Annotated in this window: 22 protein-coding genes; 12 read left to right on the plus strand and 10 right to left on the minus strand. The window is 69.9% G+C overall.

Going from position 1 to position 23,336, the window contains the following annotated elements:
- Positions 1–39: 39 nt before the first annotated feature.
- Positions 40–852, plus strand: a complete 813-nt coding sequence (locus LUX31_RS07420; protein ID WP_235479829.1) for a chitosanase — start codon at positions 40–42, stop codon at positions 850–852.
- Between the two features lie 84 nt (positions 853–936).
- Here LUX31_RS07420 and LUX31_RS07425 read toward each other — a convergent pair whose 3' ends face one another.
- The 7 genes from LUX31_RS07425 to LUX31_RS07455 all read right to left on the minus strand — a co-directional run bounded on the left by LUX31_RS07425 (position 937) and on the right by LUX31_RS07455 (position 5,925).
- Positions 937–2,310: an 8-oxoguanine deaminase gene (locus tag LUX31_RS07425; RefSeq protein WP_235473976.1), complete on the minus strand. Its 1,374-nt coding sequence runs from the start codon at positions 2,308–2,310 to the stop codon at positions 937–939.
- A gap of 22 nt (positions 2,311–2,332) precedes the next feature.
- Positions 2,333–3,226: a factor-independent urate hydroxylase gene (gene pucL, locus LUX31_RS07430; protein WP_235473977.1), complete on the minus strand. Its 894-nt coding sequence runs from the start codon at positions 3,224–3,226 to the stop codon at positions 2,333–2,335.
- 4 nt (positions 3,227–3,230) lie between these two features.
- Positions 3,231–3,641: a hydroxyisourate hydrolase gene (gene uraH, locus LUX31_RS07435; protein ID WP_235473978.1), complete on the minus strand. Its 411-nt coding sequence runs from the start codon at positions 3,639–3,641 to the stop codon at positions 3,231–3,233.
- Positions 3,638–4,153, minus strand: coding sequence for a 2-oxo-4-hydroxy-4-carboxy-5-ureidoimidazoline decarboxylase (uraD, locus tag LUX31_RS07440; RefSeq protein WP_235473979.1), 516 nt, complete (start codon positions 4,151–4,153; stop codon positions 3,638–3,640). Before uraD ends, uraH begins: the two co-directional genes overlap by 4 nt.
- 131 nt (positions 4,154–4,284) lie before the next feature.
- Positions 4,285–4,596, minus strand: coding sequence for a helix-turn-helix domain-containing protein (locus tag LUX31_RS07445; RefSeq protein WP_235479830.1), 312 nt, complete (start codon positions 4,594–4,596; stop codon positions 4,285–4,287).
- 65 nt (positions 4,597–4,661) lie between these two features.
- Complete coding sequence (locus LUX31_RS07450; RefSeq protein ID WP_235473980.1) at positions 4,662–4,916, minus strand: thiamine-binding protein; 255 nt, start codon at positions 4,914–4,916, stop codon at positions 4,662–4,664.
- A 118-nt stretch (positions 4,917–5,034) separates the two neighbouring features.
- Entirely contained in the window at positions 5,035–5,925 is an 891-nt protein-coding gene (locus LUX31_RS07455; RefSeq protein WP_235473981.1) for a hypothetical protein, read from the minus strand.
- 329 nt (positions 5,926–6,254) lie between these two features.
- Here LUX31_RS07455 and LUX31_RS07460 point away from each other — a divergent pair, with 329 nt between their 5' ends.
- From LUX31_RS07460 to LUX31_RS07470, 3 genes are all read left to right on the plus strand, one after another.
- Positions 6,255–7,121, plus strand: a complete 867-nt coding sequence (locus LUX31_RS07460; RefSeq protein ID WP_235473982.1) for a TIM barrel protein — start codon at positions 6,255–6,257, stop codon at positions 7,119–7,121.
- Between the two features lie 31 nt (positions 7,122–7,152).
- A complete protein-coding gene (locus LUX31_RS07465; protein WP_235473983.1) occupies positions 7,153–8,043 on the plus strand; it encodes a 2-hydroxy-3-oxopropionate reductase in 891 nt (296 codons plus the stop codon).
- Positions 8,044–8,212: 169 nt separating this feature from the next.
- A complete protein-coding gene (locus LUX31_RS07470) occupies positions 8,213–8,437 on the plus strand; it encodes a hypothetical protein (protein ID WP_235473984.1) in 225 nt (74 codons plus the stop codon).
- Between the two features lie 88 nt (positions 8,438–8,525).
- On the opposite strand, the gene gcl is transcribed toward LUX31_RS07470, so the two are convergent.
- On the minus strand, positions 8,526–10,310 hold the full coding sequence (gene gcl, locus LUX31_RS07475) for a glyoxylate carboligase (protein WP_235473985.1): 1,785 nt from the start codon (positions 10,308–10,310) through the stop codon (positions 8,526–8,528).
- A 202-nt stretch (positions 10,311–10,512) separates the two neighbouring features.
- Here gcl and LUX31_RS07480 point away from each other — a divergent pair, with 202 nt between their 5' ends.
- On the plus strand, positions 10,513–11,271 hold the full coding sequence (locus LUX31_RS07480; RefSeq protein ID WP_235473986.1) for a hypothetical protein: 759 nt from the start codon (positions 10,513–10,515) through the stop codon (positions 11,269–11,271).
- Positions 11,272–11,443: 172 nt separating this feature from the next.
- Here the strand turns inward: LUX31_RS07480 and LUX31_RS07485 are convergent, their stop codons facing one another.
- On the minus strand, positions 11,444–12,619 hold the full coding sequence (locus LUX31_RS07485; protein WP_235473987.1) for a PucR family transcriptional regulator: 1,176 nt from the start codon (positions 12,617–12,619) through the stop codon (positions 11,444–11,446).
- A gap of 265 nt (positions 12,620–12,884) precedes the next feature.
- On the opposite strand from LUX31_RS07485, the gene LUX31_RS07490 reads away from it, so the two are divergent.
- From LUX31_RS07490 to LUX31_RS07520, 7 genes are all read left to right on the plus strand, one after another.
- Positions 12,885–13,952, plus strand: a complete 1,068-nt coding sequence (locus LUX31_RS07490; RefSeq protein ID WP_235473988.1) for a Glu/Leu/Phe/Val dehydrogenase family protein — start codon at positions 12,885–12,887, stop codon at positions 13,950–13,952.
- Positions 13,949–15,139, plus strand: coding sequence for an MFS transporter (locus LUX31_RS07495; RefSeq protein ID WP_235473989.1), 1,191 nt, complete (start codon positions 13,949–13,951; stop codon positions 15,137–15,139). Before LUX31_RS07490 ends, LUX31_RS07495 begins: the two co-directional genes overlap by 4 nt.
- 365 nt (positions 15,140–15,504) lie before the next feature.
- Positions 15,505–16,590, plus strand: a complete 1,086-nt coding sequence (gene hppD / locus LUX31_RS07500; protein WP_235473990.1) for a 4-hydroxyphenylpyruvate dioxygenase — start codon at positions 15,505–15,507, stop codon at positions 16,588–16,590.
- Entirely contained in the window at positions 16,587–17,726 is a 1,140-nt protein-coding gene (locus LUX31_RS07505; RefSeq protein WP_235473991.1) for an alpha-hydroxy acid oxidase, read from the plus strand. The genes hppD and LUX31_RS07505 overlap by 4 nt, the downstream gene beginning before the upstream one ends.
- Positions 17,720–18,265, plus strand: coding sequence for a hypothetical protein (locus LUX31_RS07510; RefSeq protein WP_235473992.1), 546 nt, complete (start codon positions 17,720–17,722; stop codon positions 18,263–18,265). The genes LUX31_RS07505 and LUX31_RS07510 overlap by 7 nt, the downstream gene beginning before the upstream one ends.
- Positions 18,252–20,402: a malate synthase G gene (locus LUX31_RS07515; RefSeq protein ID WP_235473993.1), complete on the plus strand. Its 2,151-nt coding sequence runs from the start codon at positions 18,252–18,254 to the stop codon at positions 20,400–20,402. The genes LUX31_RS07510 and LUX31_RS07515 overlap by 14 nt, the downstream gene beginning before the upstream one ends.
- 37 nt (positions 20,403–20,439) lie before the next feature.
- Positions 20,440–21,402: a quinone oxidoreductase family protein gene (locus LUX31_RS07520; protein ID WP_235473994.1), complete on the plus strand. Its 963-nt coding sequence runs from the start codon at positions 20,440–20,442 to the stop codon at positions 21,400–21,402.
- 52 nt (positions 21,403–21,454) lie between these two features.
- Here LUX31_RS07520 and LUX31_RS07525 read toward each other — a convergent pair whose 3' ends face one another.
- Positions 21,455–23,125: an AMP-binding protein gene (locus LUX31_RS07525; RefSeq protein ID WP_235473995.1), complete on the minus strand. Its 1,671-nt coding sequence runs from the start codon at positions 23,123–23,125 to the stop codon at positions 21,455–21,457.
- Between the last annotated feature and the right edge of the window lie 211 nt (positions 23,126–23,336).

Raw genomic sequence — 23,336 nt, forward strand, 5'->3', positions numbered from 1 at the left:
TCTTCCTCTCGCGCCCTTTTTGGAGTTCACGTGCCGATCATGCACAGAGCCGCCGCCCGCCGTACGCTGCTGGCGGCGCTCGGCGCCACCGCGATCCTCACCACCCAGCGGATCGCGTCAGGCGCGACCACCGACGCGACCGGGACCGGGCTCGACGACCCGGACAAGAAGGACATCGCGATGCGGCTGGTGTGCAGCGCGGAGAACTCGTCCCTGGACTGGCGGGCGCAGTACGAGTACATCCAGGACATCGGCGACGGGCGCGGCTACACCGGCGGGATCATCGGCTTCTGCTCCGGTACGAGCGACATGCTGGCCCTCGTCGAGCTGTACACCGAGCGGGTCCCGGACAACGCCCTGGCCGCTTTCCTGCCCGCCCTGCGCACGGTGGACGGCACGGACTCGCACGAGGGCCTCGACCCGGGCTTCCCCACCGCCTGGCGCAAGGCGGCCAAGACGTCCGCGTTCCGCAAGGCCCAGGACGACGAGCGCGACCGTGCCTACTTCGACCCGGCCGTGGCCCGCGCCAAGAAGGACGGCGTCGGCACGCTGGGCCAGTTCGTCTACTACGACGCCATGGTCATGCACGGCCCCGGCACGGACAGCGTCTCCTTCGGCGGGATCCGCACGCGGGCCCGCTCGAACGCGGCCACCCCGGCCGAGGGCGGCGACGAGACGACGTATCTCAGCGCCTTCCTCGACGCCCGGACGTGGGCGATGGAGCAGGAGGCCGCCCACGAGGACACCAGCCGCGTGGACACCGCCCAGCGGGTCTTCCTCGACCAGGGGAACCTGAACCTGGACCCGCCGCTCGACTGGAAGGTGTACGGGGACAGTTACTACATCGGCTGACCGGCCGATGCCGACCGGCGGTAACAGCAGGACTCCGGCCGAGGGCCGTCCCCCTCGGCCGGAGGTCTTTTCGGGCCCCCTGAATCAGGCCTGCGCCGCGATGGCCGCCAGCCGCCGGGCCTCGGCGCGCGTCGAGCGGGCGATCTCGTCCTCGTCGACGTGCAGCAACCGCCCGTTCTCGACGATCTGTTCGCCGTTGACGAAGGACGCGGTGACCGGGGCCGCCGCGCCGAAGACGAGGGCGGTGACCGGGTCGGCGATCGACGCGTGGGCCAGCGTGTCCAGGTTCCAGAGGACCAGGTCGGCGAGCTTGCCCGGCTCCAGCGAGCCCGTCTCCCTTGCCCGGCCCAGGACTTGGGCCCCGCCGTACGTCCCGAGGCGCAGCGCCTGCCGGGCGTTCAGGGCCGCTTCCCGGTGCGCCCCGAGGCGGTTGATGAGGAGGGCGTTGCGCAGTTCGGTGTGGAGTTCGCCGGACTCGTTGGAGGCGGTGCCGTCGACGCCGAGGCCGACCGGGACGCCGGCCGCCAGCATGTCGGGGACGCGCGCGATGCCCGCGGCCAAGCGGGCGTTGGAGGACGGACAGTGGGCCACACCCGTCTTCGTACGGGCGAAGGCGGCGATGTCCGAGTCGTTCATGTGGACGCAGTGCGCCATCCACACGTCCTCGCCGAGCCAGCCGGTCGACTCGAAGTAGTCGGTCGGGCCCATGCCGAACAGCTCCTTGCAGAACTGCTCCTCCTCGACCGTCTCGGAGCCGTGCGTGTGCAGCCGTACGCCGAGGCGGCGGGCCAACTCGGCACCCTCACGCAGGAGTTCGGTGGATACGGAGAAGGGCGAGCAGGGGGCCACAGCCACCTGGGTCATGGCGTCGAAGGAGGGGTCGTGGTGCTCGTCGACCGTGGCCTCGGTGGCGGCGAGCGCGCCCTCCAGGGTCTCGACGGCGAAGTCCGGGGGCAGGCCGCCGTCCTTCTCGCTGCGGTCCATGGAGCCACGGGCGAGGGTGAAGCGGACGCCCATCTCGCGGGCCGCGCCGATGATCGCGCCGGACAGGTCGCCGGAGCCCTTCGGGAAGACGTAGTGGTGGTCCATGGCGGTGGTGACTCCGCCACGGGCCATCATGGCGAGCGAGCCCTGCGCCGCCGCGCGGACCATCGGCTCGTCGATGCGCGCCCAGGTCGGGTACAGCGCCACCAGCCAGTTGAAGAGGTTGTGGCCGGTGGCCAGGCCCCGGGTGATCCACTGGTAGTAGTGGTGGTGCGAGTTGATCAGGCCGGGGGTGACCAGGTGACCGCTCGCGTCGATGCGCCGGACCACGTCCGCGAGGCCCTCGGGGGCCTTGCCCGCGCCGACCGACTCGATCCGGTTTCCGGCGATCACCACATGGCCGGACGCGTACTCGGTGTCGGTGGCGTCCACAGTCGCGACCGCGCAGTTCTCGATGACGATGCGCTGGCTCATCGTACGAACGTCCTTAGAAGTCTCAGAGGTTGGTGAGGTCGGCGGGGATGCGCGCCTCGGCGCCGTCGCGCAGGATCGTGCCCTCGATCAGGCCGTACGGCCGGTCGGCGGCGAAGTACACCTCGTTGTCGTTCTTGAGGTCGAAAGGCTTCAAGTCGACAAGGAAATGGTGCTTGTTGGGGAGGGCGAACCTCACCTCGTCGATCTCGTCGCGGTGTTCGACGATCCGCGCGCCCATCTGGAAGAGGGTCTGCTGGAGGGAGAGCGAGTAGGTCTCCGCGAAGGCCGAGAGCAGGTGCTTCCGCGTCTGCTCGTACGACTCCTCCCAGTCCGGCATCTCCTGTGCGTCGTCGGACCAGTTGAAGCGCCAGCGCGCGGACACCTGGGTCGCCAGGATGCGGTCGTGCGCCTCGGGGAGCGTCGTGTACTTGTCCTTGACGTAGCCCCAGAACTCGGAGTCGGTCGTGTTCATCACGACCAGGTCCTTGAGCCCGGAGATCACTTCCCACGACGAACCGTCGTAGGTGATCTGCGCGACCCTCGTCTCCTGGCCCTGCCGGGCGAACGAGTGCTCGCCCTCCCCCGCCGCCTCGATCCGCGTCCAGGAGTACTCCTCGATCCGGATGCGTGCCTTCTCGATCGGCTCCTGGCCGGTCACGAAGTGCCGGGCCAGATGGATGCCGAACTGCTCGGCGGAGTCGATGCCGTGCTCCTTGGCGAAGGCGTACACCGTGTTCTTGGTGGTGTCCGTCGGCAGGACGTTCGCGTTCGAGCCGGAGAGGTGGACCTCGTCCATGTCGCCGGAGAGCGACACGGAGACGTTGAGATCCTTGATGTGGTGGGTGGCGCCGTCGCGGGTGACGCGCACGACGCGGTTCTCGGCCTTGCCGTACTGGTTCTGTCCCAGGATGGGCATAGAGCTAGCTCCCTCGGTATACGGAGTAGCCGAACGGGTTGAGCAGCAGCGGTACGTGGTAGTGCTCGCCCGGTACGACGGCGAACGTGATCGCCACCTCCGGGAAGAACGCTCCCGCCGCACCGCTGTCCCGATTCGCGGGGGCGTCCTGCTGCGCATCGGCCTGGTTCTGCTTCAGCTTCTGTTCCAGATACGGCTCGACCTCGAAGTCGAGCCGCACGTGGGTCGTGTCCTCCGGCAGTGCCGGCAGATCCTTGCACCGCCCGTCCGCGTCGGTCGCGCTGCCACCGAGCGCCTTCCAGTCCGCGTCCCGGCCGCTGCGCGCGGCGAGCCGGACGGCGACACCCGCGGCGGGCCGGCCGACGCTGGTGTCCAGGATGTGCGTGGACACGGAAGCGGTGGTGTCGGTACTCATGCCTGCTCTTCCTGTACGAGGTTGCCGAGCCGGATGCGGTTGATCTTCCCCAGTTCGGTGCGGACGATCTCCCGCTCCTCCTCCGGTGTGTTCCCGATCCGTTCCCGTACGGCGTCGCGCATCTGCTCGCCGGTGCGGCCGGTCGCGCAGATCAGGAAGACATGGCCGAACCGTTCCTGGTAGGCGAGGTTCAGTTCGAGCATCTCGGACTTCAGCTCGTCGGAGGCGCCGGCCATACCGCGCTGCTCGCGGGCGGAGGTCGGGTCGCCGGGCTTGGGGCGGCCGATCGGCGGGTGGCCGGCCATCGCCTCGGCGAGGTCGTCGGCGGTCAGTTCCGTCATTGCCGCGTCGCTCGCCGCGTACAGGTCCTCGGCGGTGGCGTACGGGCGTCCGGCGAGCAGCTGCCGACCCCAGGCCGCCGACGCACAGGCCTCGTGGAGGGCGGCGCGGGCCGCGGACTCCGCCAGGGCGTTGAACCGGGCGAGGCCACCAGGGGTCGTACTCGACGTCACGGCAAGCCTCCGTGGCCTTGTGCGTACTGGACGGGCTCCGCACAGCTAACGCCTTCCGGCGACAAGACGTCAACACTTTGTTGAAAATTCCGGGTTACGGCGCCGCCCCCGACGGCGTTACCCGAGGCCCGTCAGGCCTGTTTCTCGCGGTTCAGGTAGTTGTAGACCGTGAAGCGGCTGACCCCGAGGGCGCCCGCCACGGTCTCGACCCCGTGCCGCACGGAGAAGGCGCCGCGCGCCTCGAGTATCCGTACGATCTCCTGCTTGGCCTTGCGGTCCAGTTCGGCCAGCGGCTTGCCGTGCTTGCGCTCCAGGGCGGCCAGGATGTGATCGAGCGAGTCGGCGAGCTGCGGCAGGCGTACGGCGACCACGTCGGCGCCCTCCCAGGCGAGCACGACGTCGTCGGGGCCGGCCTGGCCGGGCGGGACCATCTCGCCGCCCATAGCGTCGACCAGCGGTTTCACGGCCGCGACGAAGGCCGCACCGGCGGACCCGTCCCCACCGCCGGTCACCGACCGCCCTCCCCGTCGATCACGTTGACCTGAAGCGAGATCCGGGTCGCGCCGGCTTCCAGCGTCTTGCGCAGCAGCGCGTCCAGGGCGGTGAGCACGGCGTCGGCGCGACCCTCGGCGGTGTTGCCGAACGGGCCGACGTCCACCGCGTCCAGATCGGCCGCCTCGATGACCTCGCGGGCGACCAGCGCGTGTGCGGGTGCCTCGTCGAGGTCGAAGGGCTCGGTCGTGAACTCCACTCTCAATCGCACTGTGCCCCCATGGCATCGGCTCCCGGTCGCTCGGGCTCGACCCTAACGGACTCTCCGGCGGCAATCACCAGCGATGCCCGCTCGGGCCGACGACGTGCCCCCGAGGCCACCAACCGGCCTACAGTCGCAGGGAGTTCACCTGCAGGGCAGCATCCGGTGCGGTGTCACTCACACGGGTGGCACGCCTTCGGCGGGCGAGGGAGACGGCCAGTGCCGTCAGCGCGGCGAGCGTCGCCCAGCAGGCCGCCAGAGCGGGCAGCGGGGTGGCGGCTCCACCCGCCTGACGTACATAGGCGAGGGTCGCCGAGTCGGCGTGCGCGCCCAGCAGTTGGGCGGCTGCCAGCGCGCCCGCGACGAGCACGGCAGCGGCGGCCACGAGCGACGACCGGCTGAACCAGAGCGCTGTACCGGCCAGCAGACACAGCACGGAGACGCCGAGCGAGGCGGCCAGTCCGTGCTTCGGCGCGTCGACCCAGTCGAGCGGGAAGTGGGCCGCGCCGCAGAGCAGGACGAGGGCGGCGGCGGCACGGCGGAGCCAGAGGCGGGCCGGCTGTTCCTCGCCCTGAGGTGGGGTGTGCGCGGGGGCGGGCGTGGGTGTGGACGCGGGATTCCTGTCCCGGTCATGGACCTCGTCATGATCACGGGCCTCGTCGAGGCGGCCGATCAGCTGGACGAGGTCCTCGACGGGTCTGCCGGTGGCGGCCGCGTGCAGGGCCTGGGCCTTGGCGTGTGCGGCGTGTGGGGCCGCGTGCAGGAGGGCGACCAGGCGGCCGACCTCGGCCACGGGCCGCTGCTCGGCGGCCGTCCGGATCGCCTCGTCCATCCGGTCGACGCCGCGCTGCGGCGGGCCCAGGAGTTCCACGAGGCGCGAGACGTCCTCCACGGAACGCGCCACCGCCGCCACCCGCAGGACGGACGCGGCGATAGGCAGGCCGTCGGGCGACTGCTCCAGGAGGGTGACGAGTTGGACGACGTCGTCCAGGGGTCTGGCGACGACCACGGTGCGCACCAGTTCGTCCGTACGTATTCGGGTGACGGGAGGATGTTCGCCTGTTCCGGGGTTCTCCGGGCAGGCAGGGAATGGCTCGACGGCCATGTTCGCCTCACAACTTCAGGGCACTGACACACGGGCAACGTGCGCCCCGCTCAGATGAACGTTGCACCTGTCTAACCGCCCTCTTCCCACCCCGCCACTTGGGAGACCACAGGAGAGACCACTCGGGAGAGCCCTCTTGACAAGCTCCGACACCCGGCGGCAATCTTCCAATGAGCAGAAACATATTTCCACAATACGGAATTAAGATCGCGAAGATCGAACCATGAGAGGCGTCGACGGCCATGGGATCCACAGAGCAGCGCTTCAACGTCAACCTGTCGATCCTCTTCACGGAACTCCCGCTCCTGGAGCGCCCGGCGGCGGCCCGTGCGGCCGGTTTCACCGCGGTCGAGCTGTGGTGGCCCTGGCTCGACTCCCCCACGCCGGAACAGTCCGAGCTGGACTCCCTGCGGGCGGCGATCGAGGACGCGGGCGTCCGGCTCACCGGTCTGAACTTCTACGCCGGCCAGCTGCCGGGCCCGGACCGGGGCGCCCTGTCGGTGCCCGGGGCGGAGTCCGAGCGGTTCCGCGCCAACATCGAGGTGGCCGCCGGTCTGGCCGAGTCGCTCGGCTGCGGCGCCCTCAACGCGCTGTACGGCAACCGGATCGAGGGCGTGGACCCGGCGGAGCAGGACGCGCTGGCGCTGGAGAACCTGGTGCTCGCGGCCCGGGCCGCCGACCGTATCGGCGCGATCCTCCTCGTAGAAGCGCTCAACCGGCTGGAGTCACCCCGGTACCCGCTGGTCAGCGCCCCGGCCGCCGTGGAGGTCGTCGACCGGGTCAACGCGGCGACGGGCCTCGACAACGCCCGTTTCCTGATGGACCTCTACCACCTGTCCATGAACGGCGAGGACCTCCCGTCGGTGATCGACGAGTTCGCCGCGAAGACGGGCCACGTCCAGATCGCCGACAACCCCGGCCGCGGCGCCCCCGGCACCGGCACGCTCCCCCTCGCGGACCACCTCGACCGGCTGCGCAAGGCCGGTTACACGGGCTGGGTCGGCCTGGAGTACAAGCCGGGCGACCGGCCGAGCGCCGAGGCCTTCGACTGGCTGCCGTACGAGGCGCGCCGAACCCCTGACACGACAGAGCAGCAGGCCGACAAGTAACCGAACCAAAGAGCCAGAGAGGCACCCCATCATGAGCAATCTCCCCCGGGTCGCCTGGATAGGTCTCGGCATCATGGGCTCCCCCATGTCCGAGAACCTGATCAAGGCGGGTTACGACGTCACCGGCTTCACCCTGGAACAGGACAAGCTCGACCGCCTGGTCGCCGCCGGCGGCACCGCGGCCGGCTCGATCGCCCAGGCCGTGCGCAATGCCGACGTGGTGATCACGATGGTGCCCGCGTCACCGCAGGTCGAGGCGGTCGCGTACGGCCCCGAGGGCATCCTGGAGAACGTGCGGCCCGGTGCCCTGGTGGTCGACATGTCGTCGATCACCCCGCAGACGTCGGTGGACCTGGCGAAGGCGGCGGCCGAGAAGGGCGTCCGGGTGCTGGACGCGCCCGTGTCGGGCGGTGAGGCGGGCGCGGTCGAGGCCGTGCTGTCCATCATGGTCGGCGGTGAGCAGGCCGACTTCGACGCGGCGAAGCCGATCCTCGAGGCGCTGGGCAGGACCATCGTGCTGTGCGGTCCGCACGGCTCCGGCCAGACGGTGAAGGCAGCGAACCAGCTGATCGTCGCCGTGAACATCCAGGGGTGCGCCGAGGCCGTGGTCTTCCTGGAGAAGTCGGGCGTGGACCTGCGGGCGGCGCTGGAGGTGCTGGGCGGCGGGCTGGCCGGCTCGACGGTGCTGGCCCGCAAGAAGGACAACTTCCTGAACCGTGACTTCGCGCCGGGCTTCCGTATCGACCTCCACCACAAGGACATGGGCATCGTGACGGACGCGGCCCGCACGGTCGGCGCCGCGCTGCCGGTCGGCGCGGTGGTCGCCCAACTCGTCGCGTCCCTGCGTACCCAGGGCGACGGGGGCCTGGACCACTCGGCGCTGCTGCGGGGCGTGGAACGCCTGTCGGGCGCCGAGGTCTGACGCCCGCTCCACCCTCCCTCCCCCAGATCTTCCGGGCGGCGCCACCGCTGACAACTGTCCTGTCGCGCCCAGGCGTTGGCGCCGCCCGGAAACCCACGGCGATTGCCCCCTGCCCGCGTGGCCCGGTTCCCGATGTGCGGAACGGGTGCGCGGGCAGCACGCTGGGAGCATGGACGTACCCAACATCGTCGTGCATCCCCCGGCCCTGGACGGATCGAGGCGGGTCACCGCCGGGGACGAGACACTCGGGGTCGCCTCCCACCTCGACGATGTCGTCGAAGCGCTGCGACTCGCCGACCTGGAGTGGATCGACCCGGAGACGAGCGACCTCGTCGAGTGGCAGGGCGGCGGGCCCGAGGACTGGCCGGGGCTGTCGGAGCATCACGGGCAGTGAGGGTGCCGCGGGCGCACGAGGGAACACAGCACGGGGGAAACAAGAAGGGGTGCCCATGCGGGCACCCCTTTCTCGCGTGTCGTCGCGGTCAGGCCTTCAGCGGCCTGATCGATGTCGGCGCATGGCCAGGCTCCGTCGCGATGTCCTCGAACTCCACCACGTTTCCTATGTCGTTGGTGGTCGACATGGAGATGTTCGTGACGCGTTCCAGGATCGCCTCGACGACCACCGGGACCCGGTGTTCGGCCGCGAGCTTCTTCGCCTGCTCGAAGGCCGTGGCCAGTTCGGCCGGGTCCGTCACGCGGATCGCCCTGCAGCCGAGGCCCTCGGCGACCTTGACGTGGTCGACGCCGTAGGCGCCCAGTTCGGGTGAGTTGAGGTTCTCGAACTCCAGGTTGACCTGGAAGTCGATGTCGAAGGCCCGCTGCGCCTGCCGGATCAGACCGAGGTAGGAGTTGTTCACCAGGACGTGGACGTACGGGATGCGGTGCTGGGCTCCGACCGCCAACTCCTCGATCATGAACTGGAAGTCGTAGTCCCCGGAGAGGGCGACCACGGACGCCTCCGGGTCGGCGACGGCGACGCCCAGCGCGGCCGGGATCGTCCAGCCGAGAGGGCCCGCCTGGCCGCAGTTGATCCAGTGGCGGGGCCGGTAGACGTGCAGCATCTGTGCGCCGGCGATCTGCGAGAGGCCGATCGTGGTCACGTACCGCGTCTCGGGGCCGAAGGCCTTGTTCATCTCCTCGTAGACGCGCTGCGGCTTGATCGGGATGTCGTCGAAGTGCGTACGACGCTGGAGGCGGGCCCTGCGCTCCTGTGCGGCCGCCGCCCAGTCGGAGCGGTCGGGGAGGCCGCCCGCGTCCTTCAACTCCCTTGCCACCGTGACGAAAAGCTCCAGCGCGGCCTTGGCGTCGGAGGCGATGCCGTAGTCGGGGGCGAAGATACGGCCGATCTGGGTGGGCTCGATGTCGACGTGCACGAAGGTGCGGCCGGCGGTGTAGACGTCGAGGCGGCCGGTGTGGCGGTTGGCCCAGCGGTTGCCGATGCCGAGGACGAAGTCGGACTCCAGGAAGGTGGCGTTGCCGTAGCGGTGCGAGGTCTGGAGGCCGACCATCCCGGCGTTCAGCTCGTGGTCGTCCGGCAGCGCGCCCCAGCCCATGAGGGTCGGGACGACTGGCACACCCGTCAACTCGGCAAATTCCACCAGGAGTTCGGCCGCGTCGGCGTTGATGATGCCGCCGCCGGCCACGATCAGCGGCCGGTGCGAGGCGTTGAGCATCGCGAGGGCCTTCTCGATCTGGGCGCGGGTGGCGGCTGGTCGATAGACGGGCAGCGGTTCATAGGTCTCGGGGTCGAACTCGATCTCCGTCTGTTGGACGTCGACCGGCAGATCGACCAGCACCGGCCCCGGGCGGCCCGACCGCATCAGATGGAAGGCCTGCTGGAGGACGCCGGGCACCTGGGCCGCCTCCAGCACGGTGACGGCCATCTTCGTGACCGGCCGGGCGATGGAGGCGATGTCGACGGCCTGGAAGTCCTCCTTGTGGATCACGGCGGTGGGTGCCTGTCCGGTGATGCAGAGGATCGGGATCGAGTCGCCGGTCGCGGAGTACAGGCCCGTGATCATGTCGGTGCCGGCGGGGCCCGAAGTGCCCACGCAGACACCGATGTTGCCGGGGTGGGTGCGGGTGTAGCCCTCGGCCATGTGCGAGGCGCCCTCGACATGGCGGGCGAGGGTGTGGCTGATCCCGCCGGAGGCCTTGAGCGCCGCGTAGAAGGGGTTGATCGCCGCGCCGGGCACACCGAACGCGTGCGTGACGCCCTCCCGCTTGAGGATCTCGACTGCCGCGCGGGCAGCGGTCATACGTGCCATGGAGCAACTCCTCGGATTCGTACTCCCGTCGCGCCCCGCGGAGAGTTGAGCCTTCCGTGACAGTTTCCACAATATGGAATCTAATTTCTGCTATCTGGAAACAATGTAAGTGGGACCGGAAAGGCCGTCAAGAGACGGACAAGCGGGGGTTCCGTGCAGCACGATGGGGCTCTGACCCCGACATCACGTAGTGGAGTGGGCCATGGCCGAGAGCATGCCGGTGCGATGTCCGGCCTGCCTGCGCGAGCATCTGTACGCGGCACCCTCCTATCCGTGCGCGTGCGGTACGCCCGTCAGCCCGTCGCTCGACGAACGGGCGTCCGCGACAGCCGTCACCCACCGTGTCTGGGACGAGGAGTGGGTCACCGTGCGCTGCGGGGCCTGCGGCCGGGGAGACCAGTGGCCGCACCCCGAACTGGGCTGCCCCTGCGGCACGGTCCTGCGCATCCCGGTGACACGGGCGGCCCAGGACGCCCCCGAAGACCGTCCCCAGCCGGCGGACGCCCCGCCCCCTCCAAGTGGCACCGCGAAGCTCCCGGGCGTCCTCCGCGCCCCGCGCCCCCACCCGTCCGCCCGCCCCCGGCGCGCCTTCCAGCCCGTCACCATCCGCACCGCACGCGACGCCGTCACCGCCGCCGCCCTCTATCTGCGCTGGCTCGGCTACCAGGACATCCGCCGCGCGGACCAGCGCCCCCCGTCCGGCGTCGGCCTGGCCGCACGCGGAGTCCTGGCACAGGTCGACCCGACGGTGAGCCCGGCATCACTGCGGGACATCGAGTGCCTGTGGCTGACAGCGATGACGGAGTCCTCGAACTGCGTCTACTTCTCCCTCGCCGGCTACGACAGCGACGCCCGAGCCCGAGCCGACACCCTCGGCATCCCGCTCTTCGTCCTAGACCTGACGGGCACTCCGCAGCCGGTCAACAGCCCGGCCGAGGACTTGGACGCCACCGGGGTCTGAGCCTGGCTGTCCACATGCCCCAAGCGCGGCAGCGCCCCGAAGGGGCGCGGGGAACTGCGCGACCAGCCACGACGGCGCCGCAGCGATCTGACAACCTCTCACGGCTTCGACCGCTGGCCGTGCGTCTGCATGCGCAGCGACTGGCGCACTTCGGTGTGCAGGGATGGGCGTTTCAGAGTGTTGGCAGGCCGAGCGCGATGATCGTGGACGACAGTCCCTGCCAGGTGCGTACGTCCCAATCCGTGAGTTGCTGCCAGCGCTGCAGGCGGTACTTCACGGTGTTCGGATGTACGTGCAGGACGCGGGCGGTCGCGCTGAGCGAGAAGCCGTTCTCGGCGAATCTGAGCACTGTCTCCGCCAGGTCGGGGTGTTGTCGCGCGGCCTCTCTGCGCGGCTCGAGCAGCACCGCGAAGCGTTGCGCGGTGGGCGCCAGGGTGGCGAGCAGCCAGTGGTCGGCAAAGGACTTCACCTGTCCCGGATCCGTCAGCGGCAGCGCCGCTCTCGCGTCCGCCATGCTCATCGCGGCGCCGGGGAGCCCGGTCCGCAGCAGGCCGACGCCGAAGCTCGCATCAGGGTTCTGCCGCTGGGCCGCTTCGACCACGGCCTGCGGCGAGATGTCCTGGACCAGGGCGATCATGAGGTTGCCGCGGGTCGCGCAGCGCAGCGTGCCCGGCCACCGGCGGTGCCGCAGATCCATCATGCGCTCGTCGGTCCAGGCCTCGGCCGGTGAGCACAGAGCCTGGAACTCGCCTGCCGGATCGAAAGTGAGGGCGGCGGCCAGTTGCTCGAGGTCGACGCCCGCGGGCGCGGGCGCGGCGGTGGCAAGGCCGTCGAGGAACTGGTGGGTCAGCCGCAGGAGCGTGGCATCGGCGGCGCGGACGGCGACGCCGTACGCCTCGGCGGCCGCACTGCTGGAATGCTGCACCCACGTCCAGACCATCCCGACGATCGAGACGAGTTGCGCGACGACACGGGTGTCGTGCGACTGGGCACGAGCGAGCAGCACGTTCCACATCTCACGGTAGCCGACGTGGTAGGCCTCGACGAGGGCGTGCAACGGCAGGCCGGTGGCGGCGCGTTCGGCTCCGAGTGCGTGCGCGGCATCGACCTCTTCGCGGGTGGGCGAGCGGCGTGCGGCCACGCCGGTCAGCAGTCCCTGGTAATGGCGGGTGACGTCGCGTTCCTGCTGATCGCGGTCCACGATCTGATAGCTCGGGATTTCGAACCGTATGCGGTCGACGATATCCGGGATCACCGTGGGCAGTTCTGCGGCGAGTGATTCGCAGAGTTCGACGACGGGCTGCCACGTCGCGGGGGTGTCGGGCTGCGCCCCGGCCCCCTCGGTCACAGACTCCACCATCGCCCCTCCCGATGTGGATTTCATAGTGATCTCTCTCGCGATTGTATGGCAGCTTCCTGTGACCACGCGTCGACGAGAGCCGATCAAGAACACGCACGCTGCCTTTTTGTGAACTTCGCAAAGACAACACCGGGAAGTTCTCGGATTCGGTTCTGGTCCCGCGGACCGGTCGTCGGCAGGCTGGACAGCGGACGGCGCGGAGGCCCGGTCCCCAGCGGGTGGGCCGAAAGCATCTGGGTGCACTGGAGGACGCGTGGAGACTCCGAGGGAGTTCAGTCATGAATCGGTCGTGATGCGACGCGGGCGGCGGAGCCGGCTGCCGATCGTCGTCGCCGTGCACTCCACCGCTCTCGGCCGTGCGGTCGGCGGCTGCCGGATGTGGGCGTACGACAGCTGGGAGAGCGGCCTGTCCGACGCGCTGCGCCTGTCGGAGGGCATGACCCGCAAATGCGCTGCCGCCGGACTGCCGAACGGCGGCGGCAAGACGGTCGTGGTCGTCCCCGCCGGGCGGAGCCTCACCGCGGACGAACGCCGCGCGGCGCTGCACGATGTCGGCGACATCGTGGCGGAGTTCGACGGCGCCTACGTGACCGGCCCCGACGCGGGTACCGGACCGGCCGACATGGCGGTCATCGGCGAACGGACCGAGTACGTGTTCTGCCGCCCGGAGGCCGTCGGCGGCAGCGGTGACCCCTCGCCGTTCACGGCCCTGGGCGTCGTCGCCGCGCTGCGCTCGACCTGCCTGGCGCTGTTCGGCTCGCCGGACTTGGCGGGCAGGCGATTCGCGGTGGTCGGCCTGGGACACGTCGGGGAGCAGATCGCCCGGCAGTTGGCGGCTGCGGGAGCCGACCTGGTCCTGAGCGATGTCGACCCGGTGAAGCGCTCGCTCGGCGCGGAACTGGGCGCGGTGTTCGCCGAACCCGACGCGGCGGCCACCGCCGAGGTGGACGTGCTCGTCCCCGCCGCGCTCGGCGGCCTGCTGACCCGGGATCTGGTGGCGCGACTTCGATGCGGCGCGGTCGCGGGCGCGGCCAACAACCAACTGGCCGATCCCGGCGTGGCGGAGTTGTTGCGGGAGCGCGAGATCCTCTGGGCCCCCGACTACATCGCCAACGCCGGAGGTGTCGTCAACGCGGTCTCACGCGAAGTCCTCGGCGACGAACCGGCGGAGGCGGTCAAGCGCATCGAGTCGATCGCCGACACCCTGACCGGCCTGTTCGAGACGGCCGCGCGCACGAGGATCACCACAGCGCGGGCCGCCGACGACCTCGCGCGCCGGCGGCTGGCCGTACCGGTTCCCACCGCGCCGGAACCGGCATGAACCCCCGGATCTACGTGCTGGCCCTGGCCACCTTCACCGTCGGCACCGAGGGCTATGTCATCGCCGGCGTACTGCCGGCGGTCGCGCACTCCATGAACGTGTCCGTATCGGTGTGCGGACAGCTGGTCACGGTCTTCGCGCTGGTCTACGCCCTGGCCGGGCCGCCACTGATCGGCGCGTTCCGGAGGGTGCCGCCGAAGTCGGTGCTGATCTGGGCCATGCTCGTTTTCGCGCTCAGCAACGCCCTCGCGGCGTGCGCACTCGACTATGCCGTGCTCGCCGCGGCGCGCGTGCTGGCCGCGGCGAGCGCGGCCCTGCTGGCCGGGCCGGCCGCCGCGGCGGCGGCCGCGCTGTGCCGGCCGCAGGACATGCCCAACGCGATCGCGGTCACCGCCAGCGGCAACGCGCTGGCGCTCACCCTGGGCGCGCCGCTCGGCACCTTGATCGGCGGACTGTTCGGCTGGCGGGGTACGTTCCTGTTCGTCACGATCCTGGCGCTGACGACCGCGCTGATACTGGCGGTCCTGCTGCCGACGGTGCCGGCGGCTCCCCTCGGCAGCGGCCGGACCCAACTGCTGCACAGCCCGGCCGTCCGGTGGAGTCTGCTGACCACCTTCGGGGTCTTCCTCGCCGCGTACTGCACCTACACGTATCTCGCGCCGATCGTCGAGCGGGCGACCAGGATGGGAAGCCAGGGTGTCGCGGCGCTGATGATCGTCTTCGGCGCGGGCGCGTTCCTGGCCGGGCGCACGATCGGCAACATCCTGATCAAGGTGCCCGTGGCGCGGGTGCTGCGCGTGGCTCTCTCGCTGATGGCCCTGCTCCTCGCGACCATCGCCGTCGGCACCGCCTGGCATCCCCGCGCCGTCGCGGAGATCGCCGCGTTTCCGGTGCTGTTCTGCCTGGGTGCCGCCTGGTGCTGCGGCGGGATCTCCCAGCAGACCCGGATCGCCGCCCTGGCGCCCTCGCAGCGGTCCCAGGCACTGGGGCTGCACTTCTCCGTGCAGTTCCTGGGCGTCGCCGTCGGCGGCGCCGTCGGCGGGCTCGCCCTGTCGACGGGAGGACCGGTGGCCATTCCGGCCCTGTCCGCGCTGATCGCGTGTGTGTCACTGCTCTCCGTGCGGCATACCGTCTCGGAAACAGCCGGCTCACCGGATCGCGTGGCGCCCGCGACGATCCCGCGGTGATCACCGCGCGGGAGTGAGCAGCGGATCGGCCCAGCCCGGAGGGTTACTCGGAAGCGCCTTCACACGTGGAGGCGCTTCTCTGCTTGTCCACATGTTCGCCTCACCAGGACGGGCGCCCCGGGAAAGTTCGACGAAATCCACAGAATACCGAGCCTCAGATTTGCGAGAATTGCAATCGACGATTCCGAATTACCTGCTCAGCGCGCACTAGATGTGTCATGAAACATGGATTCAATCTCGCGCCCGTCGCGCCGCCTAATGTGGCCGTTGTCAAGCCTCCCGAGGGAACGGTAAGTTCGAGTTGAGCAAGCAACTTCGAAGCCCCGTCTGATTTCGGTTGACTTCAATGCGTTTGGAGAACTGCCATGCATGCGTTGCGTGATGCTCGGTTGGATCACGTCGAGTTCTATGTCGGAGACATTGACGCGACCGTCGAGGATCTTGTCTCGAAATACGCCTTCGAGATAGCGGGAACGTCGAGCACGAGCGTCCGGTCCCACCGCTCGATCGCGTTAAGGCAAGGGAACATCGTGCTCTTGGTCACCCAGGGGCTGACCGATGGTTCCCCGGTGTCCACGTGGGTCCGCACCCACGGCGACGGCGTGGCCAACATCTGGCTGCGCACGCCGTCGGTCCGTACGGCCTTCGAGGAGGCCGTGGCCAACGGCGCCGAAGCCGTGCTTCAGCCGGTCGAGCGCGCCGGTGTGCCGGTCGCCGGCTTCGGCGCGTTCGGCGACGTCCGGCACGGCCTGGTCGAACGCCCGGACGATGCAGAACCCGGGCAACTGCCGCCGGGCATCGTCCCGGCACAGGAGTCCGCGTCGCAGGCACCCGCGGAGTTCGCGGAGTTCGGCGTACTCGACCACTTCGCCTACCTCGTCGGCGCCGGCGACCTTCGGAACGCGGTCAAGTTCTATGAATCCGTCCTGGGTTTCTCGGTGATCTTCGAGGACCGGACCATGGTCGGCGGTCAGGGCATGGATTCCCAGGTCGTGCGCAACGCCGCGGGCGACGTCACCTTCACCATCGTCGAGTCCGCCGCGAAGCCGGGGCAGGCGCTGGACTTCATCGCGGAGTTCGTGCAGAACAACGCCGGGCCCGGGATCGAGCACATCGCGTTCGGCTGCGCGGACATCGTGACGGCCGTCCAGAAGCTGCGCGGGCGCGGGGTGGACTTCCTCGACACTCCGGGCGCCTACTACGACCTGCTGCCCGACCGCATCGGCGGCGTAGCGCGCCACGAACTCGAGCAACTGCGCGGACTGGGCATCCTCGCCGACCGGGACCACGGCGGCGAGCTGTTCCAGATCTTCACGCACTCCACGCATCCGCGTAACACCTTCTTCTTCGAGGTGATCGAGCGGGTCGGTGCCGAGACCTTCGGCAAGGGCAACGTCAAGGCGTTGTTCGAGGCGAGGAAGGCGGAGCGGAGCCAGCGGGAGGAACGGTGACGGAGGTGACGGAGGCCGGGCAACCGAGTCGGCCGCAGTCCGTGGCCGAGTTCGCCGACGCGGCCCGCACCGTGATACCGCCCGCATCCTGGGACTTCGTCTCCGGCGGCAGCGGTGCCGAACTGAGCGTGGCCGCCAACCGGCGCGCCTTCGACAACCTGTACGTGGCGCCGCGGATGCTGCGGGACGTGTCGCACGTGTCGACCGCGTCCCGCCTGGTCGGCACCGAAGCGAGCCTGCCGGTGGCCGTCGCGCCGATGGCCTACCACGGGCTGGTCCATCCTGAGAGCGAGGCGGCCACCGCGCGCGCGGCGAAGAAGGCGGGCGTGCCGTTCACCGTGGCGATGCTCAGCGGGACACCGGTGGAGCGCATCGCCGAGTCGGGTGCCGACCTGTGGTTCCAGCTGTACTGGCTGCGGGACCGGGGCGCCACGACGGAACTGGTGAGCCGGGCCGAAGCCGCGGGCTGCCAGGCGCTCATGCTCACCGTCGACGTGCCCCGGCTGGGCCGCCGCCTCAAGGACCAGCACAACGGCTTCGCACTGCCGCCCGACGTCTACGCCGCCCACTTCCGCGGCGAGGCCGCGATCGGAGCGCAACGGGCCTCGGCCGAAGGCTCGGCCGTCGCCTCGCACACCACCGAGATGTTCGACCCCTCATTGGCGTGGAGCGACATCGAATGGCTGCGGGCGCGCACCCGGCTGCCGCTCGTCGTGAAGGGCGTCCTGACGCGCGAGGACGCCCTCAGGGCTACACGCGCGGGCGTGGACGCGCTGGTGGTCTCCAATCACGGCGGGCGTCAGCTCGACGGAGCCGTGCCCGCACTCACGGTGCTGCCGGAGATCCGGGCCGCGGTGGGGGACACGGTGGAGGTACTCGTCGACGGCGGCGTCCGATCAGGGGCAGACGTACTCAAAGCCCTGGCTCGCGGCGCCGACGGCGTCCTGCTGGGGCGGCCGGTCCTCTACGGGCTCGCCGTCGGCGGCGAGTCGGGCGTCGACGCCGTGCTGTCACTGCTGCGCGAGGAACTCGAGACGGATCTCGCCCTGTCCGGCTGCCGTACCGTCGGCGAGGCCGCCCACCTGACCACGTACGAATTCAGCGCTTCCAGCAGTACGGGGACTGCACCATGGTGAAGCAGGACGTCATCAAGACGCTCGGTCCGTCGGGGACGGACGCGCACGCGGAGGCCGTGCGCATCGGGGGCGAGAACATCAAGCTTTTCCCCTCCTTTCGTGCCGCCATCGACGATTCCGAGACACACGGCGGCAGGGCGCTGGTCGCCGCCGGGTATCTGGACATGAGCAACGGATCAGTGGTCGACTCCTGGGTCGATCTTCATTTCAGCAAGCTGCGATCGATGGCGATGGTCGGGGTCTGGGAATCGCCGACCAAGCCCATGTGCGTCGCGGTCCATTCGGAGTTCTCCGGCGAGATCGCGGACATCCGCTCGGCGGCGTCACACCCGGCCACCCTGCAGTTCGTGCGCGAGCACATGCCGGTCGACGTGACGGTCTCGACGGTGCGGGCGAAACCGGAGGCGGCACGGCTGGTGAGCGAGCAGGTCGTCGATGCCTGTATCGGATCGGTGGACGTCGTCGAATCCATCGAGAATCTGAAGATCTTGAAGAAGCTGGAGGCGACAATGGTGTGGTGCCTTTATGAGCATCGCTGAAGTCGCCGCGGACGCGTGGGTCCGGATCGGGGCCCTGCGGGTCGCGCGCGCGTTTCGGGATTTCGTGGAACTGGAGGCTCTCCCCGGCATCGACGTGGCTGCCGGGGAGTTCTGGGCCGGGTTCGAGCAGCTCATCGACGACCTCGCACCGCACAATCGCGCATTGGTGGACCGGCGCCGCGAACTGCAGGACAGAGTTGACGCCTGGCACACCGAGCACCGCGGCGAGAACTTCGACGCGGACGCGTATCGCCGGTACCTGACGGAGATCGGCTACCTGGTCGCGACACCGGAGCCTTTCACCGTGGACACCGCCGGCGCGGACGCGGAGATCACGCGGATCGCCGGTCCGCAACTGCTGGTGCCGGTGGTCGACGAGCCCTTCGCGCTCGAAGGGGTCAACGCCCGGTGGGGGTCGCTGTATCGCACCCTGTACGAGACCGACGTGATCCCTCCGGGCAACGCCGCCGAACGCCGCGAGGCGGTCATCGACTTCGCTCGGGGCATTCTCGACGTGATGGCGCCGCTCGACGAGGGCTCGCACACGGAATCGACGCGCTACCAAGTCATCGACGGCGCCTTGCGCGTGCGGTTGTCCGACGGCACGTTCAGCACACTGGCCCCCACGGCGCGGCTGGCCGGATTCCGCGGTGATCCCGCTCGGCCGTCGGTCGTGCTGATCGAACATCATCACCTGCACGTCGAGATCCGGTTCGACCCGGACGGCGAGTTCGGCCGCCTCGACGCGGCCGGCATCCAGGACGTGGTCCCGGAGTCCGGGATCAGCACGATCATGGACTTCGAGGACTGTGTCGCCGCCGTGGACGTCGCGGACAAGATCGAGGTCTACCGGGCCTGGTTGCGTCTGATGTGCGGCAGCTACACCGCGCGGCACGGTGGCGGCGGCATGGATCCCGATCGCCGGTACACCGCTCCGGACGGCGGCCGGATCTCGCTGCCCGGGCGGGCACTGCTGTTCGCCCGGATCGTCGGGCAGCTGATGACCACGGACGCGATCCTCGACCACGAGGGCGCCGAGGTGCCGGAAGTCATCGTCGACGCCGTGATCGCCACCCTCGCGGCGCTGCACGACCTGCGGGGCGACACCTCCCGCGTGAACTCCCGTGCCGGCGCGGTGTATCTGGCGGTGCCGAAACTGCACGGGCCGGACGAGTTCGCCTTCGTCGACGAGCTGTTCGGCCGCGTCGAGCGCCTGCTCGGACTGCCGGATCACACGGTGAAACTCGGGCTGCTGGACGAGGAGCGGCGCACCACCGTCAACCTGGCGGCGTGCCTGAAGGCGGTCCGGCATCGGGTCGTCTCCACCAACAACGGTCTGCTCGACCGGACCGCCGACGAGATCCACACCTCGATGGCGGCCGGGCCCATGGTGCCCAAGGCCGCCATGAAGACCCAGCACTGGCAGCTGGCCTACGAGCAGTGGCACGTCGACACCTGCCTGGCCCACGGCCTTCAGGGCCGGGCACTGATCGGTCTTGGCATGTGGCCCACGCCCGACCGGATGGGCGACCTGTTCGCGTCCAAGATCGGCCAGCTCTCCCTGGGCGCGGGGATGACCTGGGTGCCGACCGCCGTCGCCGCGACCCTGCACGCCGCGCACTACCACCAGGTGGACGTCGCCGACGTACAGCGCGAGATCGCGGCGGCCGGACCGCGCCGTTCGCTCGGCGAGCTCCTGCGCCCGCCTGTCGCCGAGACCAAAACCCTCACCGATCTGCGGACCGAGCTGGACGCCCACTGCTACACCGTTCTCGGCTACGCGGTGCGCTGGGTCGAGCGCGCCGTCGCCAGTTCCCCGATGCCCGCCTTCGACGGTGTCGTCGTACTCGAAGACCGCGCCACCCTGCGGATGTCGACCCAGCTGCTGGCGAACTGGCTGCACCACGACGTGATCACCGTGCGGGACGTGGACGACGGTCTGCGCCGGACGGCGGCGGTCCTCGACGACCGCCTCCACGACGAACCGGGATACCGGCCGCTGTTGCGCGCGGGGGAAGCCTCCCTCGCGTGGCAGGCGGCCCGCGAACTGATCACCCGGGGCACGACGGCGCCGAACGGCTACACCGAACCGGTGCTGTACCGATTCCGCCGCGAACAGAAGGCCCAGGCAACGTGATGCGGTCGAACCGACAAGAGCGAGAAAGGGAGACCTCGTGCACGCAGTAGTGGTCACCGAGCCCGGCGGCCCGGATACTCTCCGTTACCGCCGGATGCCGGACCCGGTTCCCGGGCCGGGCGAGGTGCTGGTGCGGACCAGGGCGATCGGCGTGAACTACCGCGACGTGTACGTGCGCAGAGGGGAGTATCCCGCCGAACTCCCCGTTCCGGGCCTCGAAGGAGCAGGCGAGGTCGTGGCGGCGTGCGAGGGAGCCGAGGTCGCCGTCGGGGACCGAGTGGCCTGGGCGTACGGCAGGGCCGGCTATGCCGAACTCGTGGCCGTACCGGCCGACCAGTGCGTGCCGGTGCCCGACGGGATCGACTGGCAGGTCGCCGGTGGCGCGTTGTTGCAGGGAATGACCGCGCACTACCTCCTGGAGTCGGTGTACCGGCCGACGCCGGGAGACGCGATCCTGGTTCACGCGGGTGCCGGCGGCATGGGCCAGCTTCTGGTGCAATGGGCCGCGGCGCGAGGCGCCGAGGTGATCACCACCGTGTCCACCGACGAGAAGGAGAAGCTCGCCCGGGAGGCCGGGGCCGGGCACGTGCTGCGTTACGGCGACGGACTCGCCGCTCGGGTCCGGGAACTGACGGGCGGTGAAGGTGTCTCCGCCGTCTACGACGGTGTCGGTGCGGCCACCTTCGAGTCGAGCCTCGCCTCGCTCAGGCCGCGGGGCACCCTCGCGTTGTTCGGCTCCGCGAGCGGCCGAGTGCCGCCGTTCGATCTGCAACGTCTCGCCGAACTGGGTTCGCTGTTCGTGACCCGGCCGGTGCTGCCACACTTCGTCCGCACCCGCGCCGAGGTGCTGTGGCGCGCGAACGAGGTCTTCGGCGCGATATCCGAAGACATACTGCGCATACGGTTCGGTGGCACCTATGCCTTGCCCGACGCGGCACAGGCCCATCGGGCGATCGAGTCCCGTGCCACAGCGGGTTCACTCGTGCTGCTGCCGACATGAGGACCTTGGATGACGAGCGCGCCGATCCCTTGGGTGCAGGAACTCACCGAACTCACCGGAAGTCCTCCTCCCGGTACTCGTTCGCCGAGCCCGCCGCCGTCGCCTCGCGCAGTTCGATCCGGCGGATCTTGCCGGAGACCGTCTTGGGGAGGTCGGCGAACTCCAGTCGGCGCAGGCGCTTGTAGGGGGCGAGGACCTCGCGGCTGTGCTCGAACAGGACCTTCGCGGTGTCGGGTCCCGGCTCCCAGCCCGCCGCGAGCACGATGTACGCCTTCGGTACGGCCAGGCGCAGTTCGTCCGGCGCGGGGACCACGGCCGCCTCCGCCACCGCCTCGTGCTCAAGGAGCGCGCTCTCCAGCTCGAAGGGGGAGATCTTGTAGTCGGACGCCTTGAAGACGTCGTCGGCCCGGCCGACGTACGTGATGTAGCCGTCCTCGTCGCGCGAACCGATGTCCCCGGTGCGGTAGAAGCCGCCGGCCATCGCCTCCGCCGTGAGGTCGGCGTCGCCGTGGTAGCCGGTCATGACACCGACCGGGCGGGTGGCGAGGTCGAGCGCGATCTCGCCCTCGTCCGCGCCCGGTTCACCCGAGACGGGGTCGAGGAGGACGACCTTGTAGCCGGGGCTCGGGCGGCCCATGGAGCCCGTCTTCAGGGGCTGGCCTGGGCTGTTGGAGACCTGGACGGCGGTCTCCGTCTGGCCGAAGCCGTCCCGGATCGTGACACCCCAGGAGCGGCGCACCTGTTCGATGACCTCGGGGTTGAGCGGCTCCCCGGCGGCCACGGCCTCGCGCGGCGGGGTGCGGAGCTGGGTCAGGTCGGCCTGGATGAGCATGCGCCAGACGGTCGGCGGGGCGCAGAAGGAGGTGACGCCCGCGCGGTCCATCTCGGCCATCAGCCGGGCCGGGTCGAAGCGTGTGTAGTTGTGGATGAAGACGGTCGCCTCGGCGTTCCAGGGCGCGAAGAGGTTGGACCAGGCGTGCTTGGCCCAGCCGGGCGAGGAGATGTTCAGATGCACGTCGCCGGGCTTGAGGCCGATCCAGTACATGGTCGCCAAGTGCCCGATGGGGTACGACGCGTGGGTGTGCTCGACCAGTTTGGGGCGAGCCGTCGTGCCCGAGGTGAAGTAGAGCATCAGGGGGTCGTCACAGTGGGTGGGCCCGTCCGGCGTGAACTCCGCGGGGGCGTCGTACGCGTCCTCGTACGGCTGCCAGCCCTCGGGGGCGCCGCCCACCGCGATCCGGGTGTAGTCGCCGGGCACCTCGTCGAACTTGGCGGTGTCCTCTGCGCGGACGAGGACATGGGCGACCCGGCCGCGGTCCACGCGGTCGCGGAGGTCTGCGGGGCCGAGGAGGGGTGTGGCGGGGATGACGACGGCGCCGAGCTTCATCGCGGCGAGGGCCGTCTCCCACAGCTCGGTCTGGTTACCGAGCATGACGAGGAGCCGGTCCTCGGGGCGGACCCCGCGCCCGCGCAGCCAGCCCGCGACCCGGTCGGAGCGGGCGGACAGCTCGGCGAAGGACAGCTTGGTCTCGGAGCCGTCCTCCTCGACGATGTGCAGGGCGGTGCGGTCGTTCCCGTCCGCGATGACGTCGAACCAGTCCAGGGCCCAGTTGAAGCGCTCGGGTCGGGGCCAGCTGAAACCCTCGTAGGCGGTGGCGTAGTCCTCGCGGTGGGCCAGCAGAAAGTCCCGTGCCTCGCGGAAGCGCTCGGTCACCGTCGTCATCACTCCTCCTCGATCCCGGACCATCGCCGGGCGATTCCCCGGCATCATGTAATCCGTGTCGCAGGTCTCCCTACCCCTGAACGGGGGTGAGCGCCACGTCCGATCGGGCAACGACTTGCGATCGGCGAAGAATCTGTCGTCACGCTCCGCACACGCATAAGGTGTATTCATTCACAAGTGACTTGAATTTCCCCATGCCGCTACCGTCCTG

Origin of the sequence: Streptomyces sp. GQFP (assembly GCF_021545335.1) — a bacterium.
Taxonomy (GTDB): Bacteria; Actinomycetota; Actinomycetes; order Streptomycetales; family Streptomycetaceae; genus Streptomyces.